At 32.7% G+C, this 11,681-nt stretch carries 18 protein-coding genes and 2 pseudogenes; 10 read left to right on the forward strand and 10 right to left on the reverse strand.

What is annotated here, in order from left to right; genetic code table 11:
* Positions 1-46 precede the first annotated feature (46 nt).
* Positions 47-658: a recombinase family protein gene (locus tag FTU90_RS15050; protein ID WP_180012178.1), complete on the reverse strand. Its 612-nt coding sequence runs from the start codon at positions 656-658 to the stop codon at positions 47-49.
* A 391-nt stretch (positions 659-1,049) separates the two neighbouring features.
* Here FTU90_RS15050 and FTU90_RS15055 point away from each other — a divergent pair, with 391 nt between their 5' ends.
* Complete coding sequence (locus FTU90_RS15055; RefSeq protein ID WP_180073043.1) at positions 1,050-1,850, forward strand: tetratricopeptide repeat protein; 801 nt, start codon at positions 1,050-1,052, stop codon at positions 1,848-1,850.
* 98 nt (positions 1,851-1,948) lie between these two features.
* Positions 1,949-2,758 carry a hypothetical protein gene (locus FTU90_RS15060; protein WP_180073045.1) on the forward strand — a complete coding sequence of 270 codons (810 nt, stop codon included), beginning with the start codon at positions 1,949-1,951 and terminating at the stop codon, positions 2,756-2,758.
* 490 nt (positions 2,759-3,248) lie between these two features.
* On the opposite strand, the gene FTU90_RS15065 is transcribed toward FTU90_RS15060, so the two are convergent.
* The 3 genes from FTU90_RS15065 to FTU90_RS15075 are packed head-to-tail and all read right to left on the reverse strand — an operon-like array spanning position 3,249 to position 4,236.
* Positions 3,249-3,563 (reverse strand): hypothetical protein, encoded by a 315-nt coding sequence (locus tag FTU90_RS15065; protein ID WP_074382634.1) that lies wholly within the window; start codon positions 3,561-3,563, stop codon positions 3,249-3,251.
* A gap of 54 nt (positions 3,564-3,617) precedes the next feature.
* On the reverse strand, positions 3,618-3,932 hold the full coding sequence (locus tag FTU90_RS15070) for a DNA-binding transcriptional regulator (RefSeq protein WP_067724398.1): 315 nt from the start codon (positions 3,930-3,932) through the stop codon (positions 3,618-3,620).
* On the reverse strand, positions 3,913-4,236 hold the full coding sequence (locus FTU90_RS15075) for a transcriptional regulator (protein WP_074382630.1): 324 nt from the start codon (positions 4,234-4,236) through the stop codon (positions 3,913-3,915). Before FTU90_RS15075 ends, FTU90_RS15070 begins: the two co-directional genes overlap by 20 nt.
* Before the next feature lie 99 nt (positions 4,237-4,335).
* Between FTU90_RS15075 and FTU90_RS15080 the strand changes: the two are divergent.
* From FTU90_RS15080 to FTU90_RS15090, 3 genes and pseudogenes are all read left to right on the forward strand, one after another.
* Positions 4,336-4,416: pseudogene (locus FTU90_RS15080) on the forward strand (BrnA antitoxin family protein); the annotation flags it as partial.
* Positions 4,417-4,509: 93 nt separating this feature from the next.
* On the forward strand, positions 4,510-4,734 hold the full coding sequence (locus FTU90_RS15085) for a hypothetical protein (protein WP_074382629.1): 225 nt from the start codon (positions 4,510-4,512) through the stop codon (positions 4,732-4,734).
* 32 nt (positions 4,735-4,766) lie between these two features.
* The gene (locus FTU90_RS15090; protein ID WP_074382628.1) at positions 4,767-5,369 is read left to right on the forward strand and encodes a hypothetical protein; all 603 of its coding nucleotides are present in this window, start codon (positions 4,767-4,769) and stop codon (positions 5,367-5,369) included.
* A 120-nt stretch (positions 5,370-5,489) separates the two neighbouring features.
* Here FTU90_RS15090 and FTU90_RS15095 read toward each other — a convergent pair whose 3' ends face one another.
* Complete coding sequence (locus FTU90_RS15095; protein ID WP_180073047.1) at positions 5,490-5,858, reverse strand: LysR family transcriptional regulator; 369 nt, start codon at positions 5,856-5,858, stop codon at positions 5,490-5,492.
* 305 nt (positions 5,859-6,163) lie between these two features.
* On the opposite strand from FTU90_RS15095, the gene FTU90_RS15100 reads away from it, so the two are divergent.
* The 4 genes from FTU90_RS15100 (at position 6,164) to FTU90_RS15115 (ending at position 8,750) form a co-directional block, all read left to right on the forward strand.
* Positions 6,164-6,499: a hypothetical protein gene (locus tag FTU90_RS15100; RefSeq protein ID WP_002124970.1), complete on the forward strand. Its 336-nt coding sequence runs from the start codon at positions 6,164-6,166 to the stop codon at positions 6,497-6,499.
* Positions 6,500-7,075: 576 nt separating this feature from the next.
* Entirely contained in the window at positions 7,076-8,026 is a 951-nt protein-coding gene (gene repM / locus FTU90_RS15105) for a replication initiation protein RepM (protein ID WP_180073049.1), read from the forward strand.
* Complete coding sequence (locus tag FTU90_RS15110; protein WP_180073051.1) at positions 8,019-8,594, forward strand: plasmid replication DNA-binding protein; 576 nt, start codon at positions 8,019-8,021, stop codon at positions 8,592-8,594. Before repM ends, FTU90_RS15110 begins: the two co-directional genes overlap by 8 nt.
* A gap of 12 nt (positions 8,595-8,606) precedes the next feature.
* On the forward strand, positions 8,607-8,750 hold the full coding sequence (locus FTU90_RS15115; protein WP_001125247.1) for a hypothetical protein: 144 nt from the start codon (positions 8,607-8,609) through the stop codon (positions 8,748-8,750).
* A gap of 198 nt (positions 8,751-8,948) precedes the next feature.
* Here the strand turns inward: FTU90_RS15115 and FTU90_RS15120 are convergent, their stop codons facing one another.
* The 3 genes and pseudogenes from FTU90_RS15120 to FTU90_RS16200 all read right to left on the reverse strand — a co-directional run.
* Positions 8,949-9,308: a DUF4829 domain-containing protein gene (locus FTU90_RS15120; RefSeq protein ID WP_224223039.1), complete on the reverse strand. Its 360-nt coding sequence runs from the start codon at positions 9,306-9,308 to the stop codon at positions 8,949-8,951.
* Between the two features lie 98 nt (positions 9,309-9,406).
* Positions 9,407-9,700, reverse strand: coding sequence for a hypothetical protein (locus FTU90_RS16195; protein ID WP_227504502.1), 294 nt, complete (start codon positions 9,698-9,700; stop codon positions 9,407-9,409).
* Between the two features lie 30 nt (positions 9,701-9,730).
* Positions 9,731-10,141: pseudogene (locus FTU90_RS16200) on the reverse strand (hypothetical protein); the annotation flags it as partial.
* Positions 10,142-10,300: 159 nt separating this feature from the next.
* Here FTU90_RS16200 and FTU90_RS15130 point away from each other — a divergent pair.
* Complete coding sequence (locus FTU90_RS15130) at positions 10,301-10,900, forward strand: HEAT repeat domain-containing protein (protein WP_111886104.1); 600 nt, start codon at positions 10,301-10,303, stop codon at positions 10,898-10,900.
* A gap of 480 nt (positions 10,901-11,380) precedes the next feature.
* Here FTU90_RS15130 and FTU90_RS15135 read toward each other — a convergent pair whose 3' ends face one another.
* Together FTU90_RS15135 and FTU90_RS15140 are read right to left on the reverse strand one after the other, a co-directional pair.
* Entirely contained in the window at positions 11,381-11,575 is a 195-nt protein-coding gene (locus FTU90_RS15135; RefSeq protein ID WP_000120872.1) for a hypothetical protein, read from the reverse strand.
* Positions 11,576-11,600: 25 nt separating this feature from the next.
* Positions 11,601-11,681 (reverse strand): helix-turn-helix domain-containing protein (locus FTU90_RS15140; RefSeq protein WP_180073053.1); only part of this gene is annotated, 81 nt, incomplete at its 5' end.

Consider the following 11,681-nt stretch of genomic DNA (forward strand, 5'->3'; position numbering starts at 1 on the left):
CTTTGTAAATAGATATGACATAAGGGAAGCACTGATACAAGCCTTTTTAAATGACTTTAGCAACTCGATAAACAGTTGCAACTCCACAATTCACTGCTTTGGCAATTTCTTCCTTAGTCATATTGCCTGCTGCTAGTAATTCTTTTATTCGTTTGTGCTTAGCCTCATTGGCTTTCTTACCTGTTGGCTTGTAACCCGAACGTGCCAGGCCCTGCTTAATACGTTCTATACGTTTCTCATTGTCCAGGCGGGCCATTGTTGCCAGGAGATCAATCAACATATTGTTGATGAGTTCCAGGATTGAATGAGTAATGCTGTCACTGGTTTGAATCATTTGGTAGGTAGTAGGAAGATCTGCCACAATTAATCGAAGTCCTTTCTCCTGAATCCTGCGCTTCAGCTCTTGAAAATCCTGTTGGGTTAGGCGTGATAATCGGTCAATACTTTCAACCAACAAGGTGTCACCTTGATTTGCTTCTGACAGCAGCTTATTCAATTCAGGTCGGTCTAACTTCGTACCACTATAGTTTTCCACGTACACAATGGTTTCACCCAAATTCAAGTTTTGGTTTAGATCCTGAAGAATCTGCAAAGCCCTTTTTGCATCTTGATCTTTAGTTGAAGCTCGTAGATAAATACGTGTATTCATTTCTATCATTTAATCTTAATTCTATTAGATTAATGATAACAACATCATTTAATTATTGCATTAAGTCTAATGATAGATATTGTATGCGATTTGGCTCGCTATCATTCAGCTATACTCTTTTGATAAAAAAAGCATGACTAAAAGCCATGCCTTGGGAATTCGTATAACGTGTATTATGTTAATTTTAGAAATATTGGATAACTGAACATAAAAATGACTAAAAAATAGCCTTATTAAACTATTAAAAACAATGAAAATTTATGAGGAACGTTACTCTTTCAATTTTTAAACAAAAGGAACTTACAATACATCAATATATTGAAAAATTAGAAAAACACTCGAAAATTAATATAATTTAAGTATATAATTCATATACTTATTTTTTTAACGGATATTTTTTTTGAAAAAAAATTTTTTTTATCTTAGTTTTATTATTATTTTAATTCTATGTATAATATTAATATTAACTCCTTATTATATTGCTTATTTAATAATAGAACCTAATAGCTTTTTAGGTGTGATAGGTGTTTTTTTATTAGGTTCTATTATTATCCCCATAATATTAGGATTTATAAAATTAATTGGGATTAATCTTAATAGCTTAATAAATGGCGTAAAAGAAAGAAATTTTTATAATACCATTGAAACTATTCATATTGATTCCAGTAATAAAAAAGCTAATAGAACTAATTTAATTTTAATAATTTTATTAATTATTGGTATTTTAGTTTTTTGTACATTTTTTATTAATATAAAAAAATCACAGATAGAATTGCCATCATCCCACAGTAATACGGATTTAAAAATTAATGAAAATGCTGAAAATGCTGAAAATGCTGAAAATGCTGAAAAGTTATATCAATTAGGTCTATCATATACATATGAAGGAAACTATGTAAAAGCAGCTGAGTTAATAAAAAAGTCAGCTGAGCTGGGATATGCAGAAGCCCAATACAATTTAGGTATAATTTATGAGACTGGTGAGGGAATTCCACAAGATAATGTTAAATCAATCGAATGGACTCGTAAAGCTGCAGAACAAGGATATGCAAATGCTCAATTCTCTATAGCAATGAGATATTTTTATGGAAGAGGTGTTCCTAAAGATAATGGTGAGGCAATAAAATGGTTGGTAAAAGCTGCCAATCAAGGAGATATTCATGCTCAGCAAAAATTAAAAGAAATACAAGAGCTACAGTAATATAAAGATATTACCTATAATTTTAAAAATTTTAGGTAATACTTTTATATTTCTTATAGAATATATTATATTGATTTTAGAAAAATAGGGAAATTAATATGGGATATATTGAAAATTATAAAGAAAGTAAAAACATATATGAAGGAAATTCTAATGAAAAAGATGCAAGATATTTATTATCTTATTTAAATAAAGTTCTTATACCAGCATCTCAAGACTTCTTTAAACTTTTGGATAAAAATCAACTAAAGCTGCATCAAGTATTTTCATTTAATACGATTTTGGCACATGCTATTGACTATATATGGTTTATTTCAAATAAAAAAGTGAAAATTAATAGAGTAGACTTAGTGAAAAGTTTTGATCAAAGATATGCTGTTGATGGTTGTAAACATATAAATAATAAATTTTCTTTACTTGATGCTGTTAATAATTCTTTCAAGCATGTTGAATTAGATCCAAGTAAAAAAGCATATACAGAACTTCTTCAAACATATGGTGAACTTTCTTTTAATTGCATTACAGAAGAAGAAGGGAAATTTTTCTTCAATACGACATCTTCTGTATTTGACTATTCGAGAGTAGTTTTAAGACCAATTGCGGCAATTTTTAATTGTAATTTAACAACTACAAATGATGTGGATAGTTTTATTAATGGAAAAATCTGCGGAAGTACAGGATATGCTAGTTTCTTATATGATTACGAACCTAATGATGCCATAGATAGGATGATAGATTATTGTAATGCTGAATGTATGGATTGTGGTGAAAGTGAAGATAAATGTGATTGCCAAAGTTTTATCTATTCAAATAACAAGGGAAAGTATTCTCCAAACGTAGATCAACTATTTAATTTTGAAGATACAGTTTCACAAATAAGTGGAACAAGGGAGTGGAGTAAAAAGTAAAAAGCCACCAATTTACCTCCTTACTTAACATAATGGGCGTTATACGAAATGCCTCTTAAAATAATGTTGTTTATCAAATAGTTAACCCAATAAACCCCAACCCCCAAAGATCAAAAAACAGACGTTTTAACAACTCGTGTGTTTTTTAAGCAGATTTGTAATATTTAGTCAAAAAAATCGGTTAAAAAATACTCAAATTCAACATTTCCCTAATGTCCACAGCCTTCCCAGGACCAAAAATATCCCCAATTTCTGGGGATAAAATTTAGGCTATTTTGTAGGCCTAGGCTTACGTGAATCTCGGCCCTTTGCTGCTATGCGGCATACTGGAATTTTCATATTATTGAATGGTCAGGAACAGGAAGTTCCATATAATAAAAAATAAGCACCAGGATGGCGCTATATAAGACATGCAAGAGCACAAAGACCTAATGTTCCAATAAAAAACCCCGGCAGGATGCCGGGGTTTTTTATTATCTAGAAATAGTAATTAGTTGGCAGTATCTAATTGGTTTTGATTGATAAATTTAATCAACGTATCCTGAATAAACTCATCCAACTCAACACCTTGTTTTTTAATTAATTTTTCTAAATTTTCAATTATTTCATGGTCTAATTCAAACGAAATTTCTGATGAGGTTGCCATTAATAAATCGTAGTTGCTTTCTACCATTTTTTTAAAGACTTCCTCAGGATTATTCTTTAATGGCACGTTGAAGGACAGTCGGAGAGAACTGTTAATAATTTCAACATGTGTGTATCCAAGATGTTCTGTATTTTTTCCGACAAATCCTAAATGCTTCATCATGATTCTCGAATCTGGTTATAGCCAATAGCCCTCAATCGAGAGCTATATAAATCAAGCCAGGCTTTCTTTTACAAATTGTGGATCAACAATAAATAATCGAATAAGCGATGTTGCTGCTCCTGAAGGTCTTCTAGCACCTTGTTCCCAAGATTCGAGTGTACGTCTCGAAACACCCAGAAGTTTGGCAAACTGTTCTTGTGTCAGTTGAGCCTTTCTACGAGCTAATGCTACATCGGTCTCAGTGATTACAGTTCTTTTAGCTGCATTATTAGCAAGCATATCATCTATACCTTGCAAGATTTCAGCTTCAATATCTCTGGTTGCTTCAAAAGCTTCGAGTTCTTTTTCAGTCATTAAACGAGTCATTTAATTTCTCCACCAATGCTTGAAGAGTTTTTTTACTAAGCTGTACCGTTTGCTTTTTACTGTACAGGGTCAATAACCAAATCTCTCCATTTGTTAAACGATTAAAGTAGATGACTCTGACACCACTACTTTTACCTCTCCCACCGCTCGTCCATCTAATTTTACGAATGCCACCTGAATTAGGCTCTACATCTCCTGCTTCAGGATTTAATGCCAAGAATGTTTTGAATTCTTCGTATTCTTCCTGAGTCCAATAAACAAGACAGTATTTAGTAAATAATGGGGTTTCACATATTGTATACATTGCTTGTATTCATACTACCTTGTAGCAATTTATTCTATACGACTATGTAGTATTTTTAAATATTAATTCTGAGTTTTTGGTTTTTAATTCTTACATAATTCCAAAGCTAAAGGATATCAAACACGTATGAATGAAATTTTACGTGATGCCATGCTAAAAAAATTAAAAAATCCTCAATAAAAAATGGGAGCTCGACTCCCCGTTTTTTTATTACAAAATTTATAAAATTTGATAGAATGGAAAAATTATTCAATTAAATTTTATGGCTTTTTTATGAAAAAAATTATTATCGGGGTTTTAACTGCATCAACACTTTTAATTTCTGCATGCAGTACATCACAACCTATGTGGAGAAAAGCAGGAATAACTCCACACGATGTAAATAATGCTTTAGCAAAATGTCGCTATGATGTAGGTTTGGCTAAAGTAAACCAGAATGAAAAAGCTGAAATGATACAAGATTGTATGATGGCTCAAGGTTTTAGATACACCTATTAATATTAATCAAATTAAACTTTATCGGTATCTTAATGAAAAAGTTAATAGGTTTCACAGCTATAGCTATTATTTGTACAAGTTCTTTAGCAGAAATTCCTGTAAAAAATAATAGTATTCCTTTTAATAAGCTTCCTATAGAAATCAAAGAAGTAGTCCAAAATCATTATATTGAAGCATGTGAAGGCATAGCTGAAGATGAAGAGATGGCGATCAAGAATCCTAAAATCACTTTCGATAAAGGTTTTCTAGTAAATGTAGATTTTAATAATGATGGCTTAAAAGACTACATTATCCGATCTTCAGAAGTTACCTGTGAAGGTGCTTACTCAATGTTCACTGGCAACAGTGATGGTTTTATAGATATCTACTTTCAAAATAAAGCAGGTAAATATGATCATGTACTTAACTATTGGTTAGGACGTGAAGGATTAGAACTTGAAAAAAGAAAAGATGGCTATCGTTTTATATCTGAATATAACGACAGTTATCTAACATGGGATAAATCTATAAATAAGTTTATTTCATATTATGGCCCTGAAAAAAGAAAAGATATTTTAGATATTAATGATGAGAACTCGACAACTAGCCAAACCTCTACAGAGAAAGGTGAAGTTCTAAGACAAGCTTTTCAATAATTTAGACATATTCAAAAGACGCCTATGTAAAGGCGTCTTTTTATTTATTTAACATAAAAACTCTTATACGAAATTCATCAGGCTAAGGCCACTATACAAGGGGACACACTTTACACTTTTTTAAAACTTGATCGCTGATCTGACTTTAGAAATGAATAGATCAATCGAATTTTGATTCTTAGAAAAATCCAGCAGCAGCCCGTTTACTTTAGATCGGATCTCTTTCGGATCAGTCAGCTCCCCATTCATTAAGTTTTTCAGTAGTCCACCCACTTTATTCATATCTGATTTTAGGCTGCGAATTTCCTGGATTGTTTTTATATCAGTCAGACTTTTAGGTTGGTAACCCAATCCTAAATCACGCAAATACTGAGAAGCCGACAAATTTCCCTGGGCCGCACTTTCTTCAATTTTCTTTTTTTCAGCTTCAGTTACCACAACTTGAATTACTTTTTGGCGTATCCGTTTCGGCTTTTTTTGTTCAGTCATTTTTTTGATTTCCAGTACATTTTGGCTATGCCAAAAGCTCCGCAGGACAAGATGCCACGTTGAGCTGAAAGCGAATAAGTAGGGTAATTTATATAACCAGGGCTTGCCATGTTATATAACATTACACATCTTGCCAATATCACTGAAAGTTCAATTGCACATAAACGCATATAATTGCACATCAAAATGAATAAAAACCATTTAAAAGCTTATAGTTGCAGATAATTTCATATAAAATCGTATAAAAGCTCTTAATTGCATATAGTTGCACATAATTGCATAAATCAAAGAAAGAGGAAGTCATTATGGTCACCAGACATGGCGCTAAGAAATTCATCATCTCTGTATTACCAGAAATAGAAAAACGGCTAGAAGCTGGTTATACAATTAAGGAAATCCACGCTGATTTACCTGAGCTAGCGAACAATATTTCTTACAGTTCAGTTTTACGAAATTTGAGTAAAATGGGAATCAGTGAAAAAAAGCCACATTCAAATAAAATAGAAAAATCAGTGAACCTGGATACTGCTTCTAGTTCTAGCCAAAAAATAACGAATGCTCAAAGAAATCTTGAAAAGCTACAGAAGCGACCTGAGAAATTTAAATTTGATCATGGAACAAATGATAAGGAATTAATCTAAGTCCTCTTTAAATATAGCTCTAAATGCTGCCTGTTTGCGATTTAAGCTCAAATTCACAGTGAAAGGTACAGAACGAGTGTCTACGAGTGAAATCGCTGAAATTCGCGCTTAGACCCTCTGAAAAACAGCTTTTTAGGCTGTGAAGCCTAAATAAGCGTAAATCACGTGCAGAAAATTGAGTCTAGATAGAGCGCAGCGAGTAAAAAAGCTCTATGAGCGAAGCGAATTCATCGTGCTTTTGCTTTTTATTGAAGTCACAACGAGATGAGCCAAAAAATTGCCCCGACGAATCGAGCGAAAGCGAGATTCAATAGAGTTTGAGCGTAGCGAAAACCAAGGGCAATTTTTCATGATTTGGGCTTTTAATTATTTTAAAGTTTTTAAATGCTTTTAGATATGCTGAAAGCCTTTGTTCACAATGCTTTTAAGGGTTATATGACACCGTTTACCTTGCAATATGACACCGTTTACCTTGCAATATGACACCGTTTGCCTTGCAATATGACACCGTTTACCTTGCTTATAGCACTAAAATTAATTATTGTGTCATAGCATAATAATTAATACTGGTGCTTCATGAGAGAATTAGTGGTAAAAGACAATGCCTTAATCAATGCAAGCTATAACTTGGACTTAGTAGAACAACGTTTAATTTTATTGGCTATTGTTGAAGCAAGGGAAAGTGGGAAAGGGATTAATGCTAATGATCCCCTTGAAGTACATGCCGAAGGCTATATCAATCAATTTGGTGTACATCGCAATACTGCCTATCAAGCATTAAAAGATGCCTGTAATGATTTATTTGCTAGACAATTTAGTTATCAAAAAATAAATGAAAGAGGGAATATTGAGAACTATAGATCCCGTTGGGTTAGTGAAATTGGATATGTAGATAATGAAGCAGTGGTTAAGCTTATCTTTGCCCCCGCCATAGTCCCATTAATTACACGTTTAGAAGAGCATTTTACTAAATATGAATTACAGCAAGTTAGTAATCTCAGTAGTGCTTATGCTGTCCGCTTATATGAACTATTAATTGCTTGGAGAAGTACCGGTTCTACTCCAGTTATAGAGCTAAGTGATTTCCGTCAAAGAATTGGTGTACTCGATACAGAGTACAAGCGTATGGAGCGCTTTAAAACTAGTGTACTTGAGCTTGCTATTAAACAAATAAATGAGCATACGGATATCACTGTAAAATATGAACAGCATAAAAAAGGTCGAACAATTACAGGTTTTTCTTTTACGTTTAAACAGAAGAAAAAGGATAATCCATCAATAGAAAGAGATCCGAATACCTTAGACCTTTTTTCAAAGATGACCGATGCTCAACGGCATATGTTTGCAAACAAACTTTCAGAACTCCCTGAAATGGGTCGCTATTCACAAGGAACTGAAAGCTATCCTCAATTTGCTGTTCGTATTGCTGAGATGCTACAAGACTCTGAAAAAATCAAAGAACTATCCCCATACCTAAAAAAAGTGGGATACATGCCATCAAATAAAAAGGACACCGTAAATGGCTAAGTTATCGCTAAGTGAAGTATCTAAAAAATTTCATATTGATAGGTCAACCATTTATAGAGCTGTACGTAATGGGCGTTTATCACGCTCTAGTGATGGTCAATTTGACCTTTCGGAAGTGATTAGATGCTTTGGGGAGCCTGAGCAAATATCTCAACAAATTGAACCATCTAAATCAGATAACGATGAATCTACAAAAAAACTCATTATTCATTTAGAAAATGAAGTTAAAAAATACCAAGAACGTGAAGAGCGTTTAATGCAGCAAATCGACCGTATGCAGACGCTTATTGAGTTAAAAACTGTTGCACCCGCCACGGCAGCGCCACAACAAGATGCTACGGCATGCGACACTGATATGCCACAGCATGCGACAACACAACAAGATAATGATAATAAAAAGAATAATGAATTAAATATTGTAGAAAACGTGGTAGTGCCACAGCAAGAAACTACAGCACACCACAGCCAAACGCTACAGCATGCCACGTTGCAAAATGTGGCAGTGCCACAACCTAAAAAACGTGGTTTATTTGGCCGTGTACTAAATGCTGTTTTTGATAATGACTAAGGGAGAGAGATCATGCCGAAACTGAAAGACATTGCCCTGGGAATTATTGTGGCCCCGCTGCTGATCCCGATCATGCTAATTGCATCGTACCAGGATAAAAAGGCACTCAAAAAAGAGCTAGATGAACGCCAAAAAGAAAAAGACCAGGCATCCTGATTATTCAATTGAGCTAATCAAAAGTGTGGAACATTGATGAAATAATAGGCGTGGAACGTGAAAAGTCATAAAAAAAGCCCACCTTGGGGAAGATGGGCTATCAACTAGAAACTACAGCATTGATTTCTATAGATAATTATAACGCATTTCGTATAAGGTGTATTATGTTAATTTTAGCTTTTCTCTATAATTACTATCTTAAGGCCCACTACCAAATTCTGTAATTAGCCAATCAGATTGAGGAGATTGTTTCACAAGAGTAATAAATAAAATATAGTCACCTACTGGACTACCAGCATCATCTATATGGACGACTTTAACTTTTACCATCACTGAAATAATTTTATAAAATTCTTGATAATACTCAGGTCTACTTTCCGCTGAATCATAATTAATCCTTACTACTTCTAAAATTTTTGAGTCTTTGAAAGAGAGAAACCTTTCAGAACTTTTTAAATCTTCATGTAATCGCGCATCTGGCCAAACATATTTGATTGCTGATTCTAGATCATGTTTAGCAAGTGAATTAAAGAAAAGTATTGTTGTCTGTGTTGCCATCTCTTTATCATGATTTAATTTCTGTTTGTATGAATTAATGATTAGAAGTAGACATAGACCTACAAGTAAAATTCCTAATTTTATAAATATTTTAGACATTATAATTTCACTTTTATCTTTCGAAAAAACGCATAACTGACTAAAAGACACATAAGCCAAAATAAATAATCAAGAATAAAATATAAAAAAATGAATTGATCTATTCCTATAATAATATTTAAAGGATCTAGCGCTATACTACCGCCTGGAGATATTTCACCATCTACTAAAAACTGTAATGGAAATCCTCCTCCTATAACTTCAACTTTTCCAAGCTTGTCTACAACTATCCGGTCTATCAATGTATATTTCTGATGAAACAAAGACAAATAAGTCAAAACAAAAGCTAATATATTGAAATATATTATTTTTTTCTTTAATAATTCTTTAACTTTAAAATCAGTTAAAAATAACCAATAAGACAAGCCTGGAATTAGAGCCATAAAGATAGTCCAAGTGTCGGTATACATCTTCCACCATTCTTTCGAAACTTCTCCTGTATGGCTCCATCCAAAAAGAACAAAAAATGGCATAGCAATAATTAAAGAGCTAATACAGATAGTTAGCAAATTAAGAATACTATAACGATTTAAAAGAATTGAGACCATAAAGCTAAAAGGTACTGTCAAAATACTATAAGCTAAGTAAACAAGACCATGCCCTGCAAAAACCACAAAAATTGAATATAGACTATATTCACGATTCATTATGATAAATAGCAATGCTGTGAAAAAAAGTAGTGGTAAAGGAGCAAGTAATAGGGCTTTTACTATTTTTTCTTTTGAGTATTTCATTAACTTAATTCTCTTATTTACTCAATAATTATTACACTATATCAACTCTTGGAAAAAGCGTTGAATGAGCCTATTTAATTGGTGAATAATATAATTTAAAGTTTCTTTGATGCTTTTTCTATTGATGTAACAACATTCTTATTTAAAAACGTAGGTAATATGAAAAATAATAGTAAGTTGATTTATTTAGTTATTACGGCAATCGTAGTAGCTTTTATTGGATTTTTTATTTTTGCCAAAAAAAGTGATGATGTACATAGTAAAGAGCTGATGGAAACTCAAGAAAAGATCAGTTCCAACCGTAATACTCTTAATGCTAATGACGGTATCACTAACAATGCGCCCAATCTCCCTCATGGAATGCCTCCTAAATGGGTAAAAAGTACGATTGCTATTAATGATAGCCCTACATATTCACGAGAAGATAAAATCCATAAGCTAGTTGATTTGTTGAAACAAAATGAATCGAACCCTGATGCATTAAGTGTAATTCTTGTATCCCTAACGAATTTAGACCCAATTGAAGCAGCAGACGATATTATTCCTTATTTAAAGGATACGAACCCAAAGGTTCAAATTTTGGCTCTGGGTGCTCTTAATAATGCTTCGCTACTCACTCAGAAAGAACATGAGATTAAGGGTTCACTGCCAGAGAATGAAGCTGTTCGTAAACGGATTATTGAAGCCGTTAATGAGCTTAAAGTAGATCCAAATACGTCAGATGAAGTAAAGAAAGTATTAATTGCCACTTTCCCATAGATAAATCCTTCTTTAAAAGGCAAATAACAAATGATTTTATAGAGCATTCTTAATTCACTATTCAGCGGAAAAACATACCCACTTAACATAATGGCGGTTATACGAAATTAATAGCTTCTAAACTGATTTCCTAACGTATTCGTCTTTTGTCTTATATCTTTATTTTTACCAATAGGTAAAATATATTCATAACTTACATCGAAAAGTAGGTAATTAAGAAAAAAATTACAGCGTTTTATAAGCCTTATAGTAACGGGAGAGACTATAGGGCTTTTTATTTATCTTAATATTCATATATCTATGATGAAGCCATGATGCTCGGCGATATAAAAAACCGGCTTGAGAATAGATCGGTCTTTTATGATATTTGCTAAAATGCTCTTTTAAAATATAAAAAACTAAGCGTGTGTAGCACTGGGTCTAGGTGTTCTTTGGGCTTAGTTATTAGCGTTATTTAAATAAGTATAAGTCAATTTTTACCTAATGGATTTGCTTTCCAACTAGTTCCAATTTCTTTAATGCTTGCCCTTTTTTATGATCATTATTAATCTTTACAACTAGAGCTAAAATAAAAACCATCACTATAAAAACAAGGAAAATCAAATGCTTTTTCATCATTAATCCCTTCTTTTGATCTTTAAGAATGCCTTGTTCCTTTGTAAATAGATATGACATAAGGGAAGCACTGATACAAGCCTTTTTAAATGACTTTAGCAACTCGATAAACAGTTGCAACTCCACAATTCACTGCTTTGGCAATTTCTTCCTTAGTCATATTGCC

This window comes from Acinetobacter sp. YH12200 (assembly GCF_013418175.1).
Taxonomy (GTDB): domain Bacteria; phylum Pseudomonadota; class Gammaproteobacteria; order Pseudomonadales; family Moraxellaceae; genus Acinetobacter; species Acinetobacter pseudolwoffii.

Bases quoted from the DNA above. Each gene is read 5' to 3' on its own strand.
- FTU90_RS15050 (WP_180012178.1), bottom strand. From the start codon at position 658: ATGATAGAAATGAATACACGTATTTATCTACGAGCTTCAACTAAAGAT.
- FTU90_RS15060 (WP_180073045.1), top strand. From the start codon at position 1,949: ATGGGATATATTGAAAATTATAAAGAAAGTAAAAACATATATGAAGGA.
- FTU90_RS15065 (WP_074382634.1), bottom strand. From the start codon at position 3,563: ATGAAGCATTTAGGATTTGTCGGAAAAAATACAGAACATCTTGGATAC.
- FTU90_RS15070 (WP_067724398.1), bottom strand. From the start codon at position 3,932: ATGACTCGTTTAATGACTGAAAAAGAACTCGAAGCTTTTGAAGCAACC.
- FTU90_RS15075 (WP_074382630.1), bottom strand. From the start codon at position 4,236: ATGTATACAATATGTGAAACCCCATTATTTACTAAATACTGTCTTGTT.
- FTU90_RS15085 (WP_074382629.1), top strand. From the start codon at position 4,510: ATGAAAAAAATTATTATCGGGGTTTTAACTGCATCAACACTTTTAATT.
- FTU90_RS15090 (WP_074382628.1), top strand. From the start codon at position 4,767: ATGAAAAAGTTAATAGGTTTCACAGCTATAGCTATTATTTGTACAAGT.
- FTU90_RS15095 (WP_180073047.1), bottom strand. From the start codon at position 5,858: ATGACTGAACAAAAAAAGCCGAAACGGATACGCCAAAAAGTAATTCAA.
- FTU90_RS15100 (WP_002124970.1), top strand. From the start codon at position 6,164: ATGGTCACCAGACATGGCGCTAAGAAATTCATCATCTCTGTATTACCA.
- repM (WP_180073049.1), top strand. From the start codon at position 7,076: ATGAGAGAATTAGTGGTAAAAGACAATGCCTTAATCAATGCAAGCTAT.
- FTU90_RS15110 (WP_180073051.1), top strand. From the start codon at position 8,019: ATGGCTAAGTTATCGCTAAGTGAAGTATCTAAAAAATTTCATATTGAT.
- FTU90_RS15115 (WP_001125247.1), top strand. From the start codon at position 8,607: ATGCCGAAACTGAAAGACATTGCCCTGGGAATTATTGTGGCCCCGCTG.
- FTU90_RS15120 (WP_224223039.1), bottom strand. From the start codon at position 9,308: ATGGCAACACAGACAACAATACTTTTCTTTAATTCACTTGCTAAACAT.
- FTU90_RS15130 (WP_111886104.1), top strand. From the start codon at position 10,301: ATGAAAAATAATAGTAAGTTGATTTATTTAGTTATTACGGCAATCGTA.
- FTU90_RS15135 (WP_000120872.1), bottom strand. From the start codon at position 11,575: ATGTCATATCTATTTACAAAGGAACAAGGCATTCTTAAAGATCAAAAG.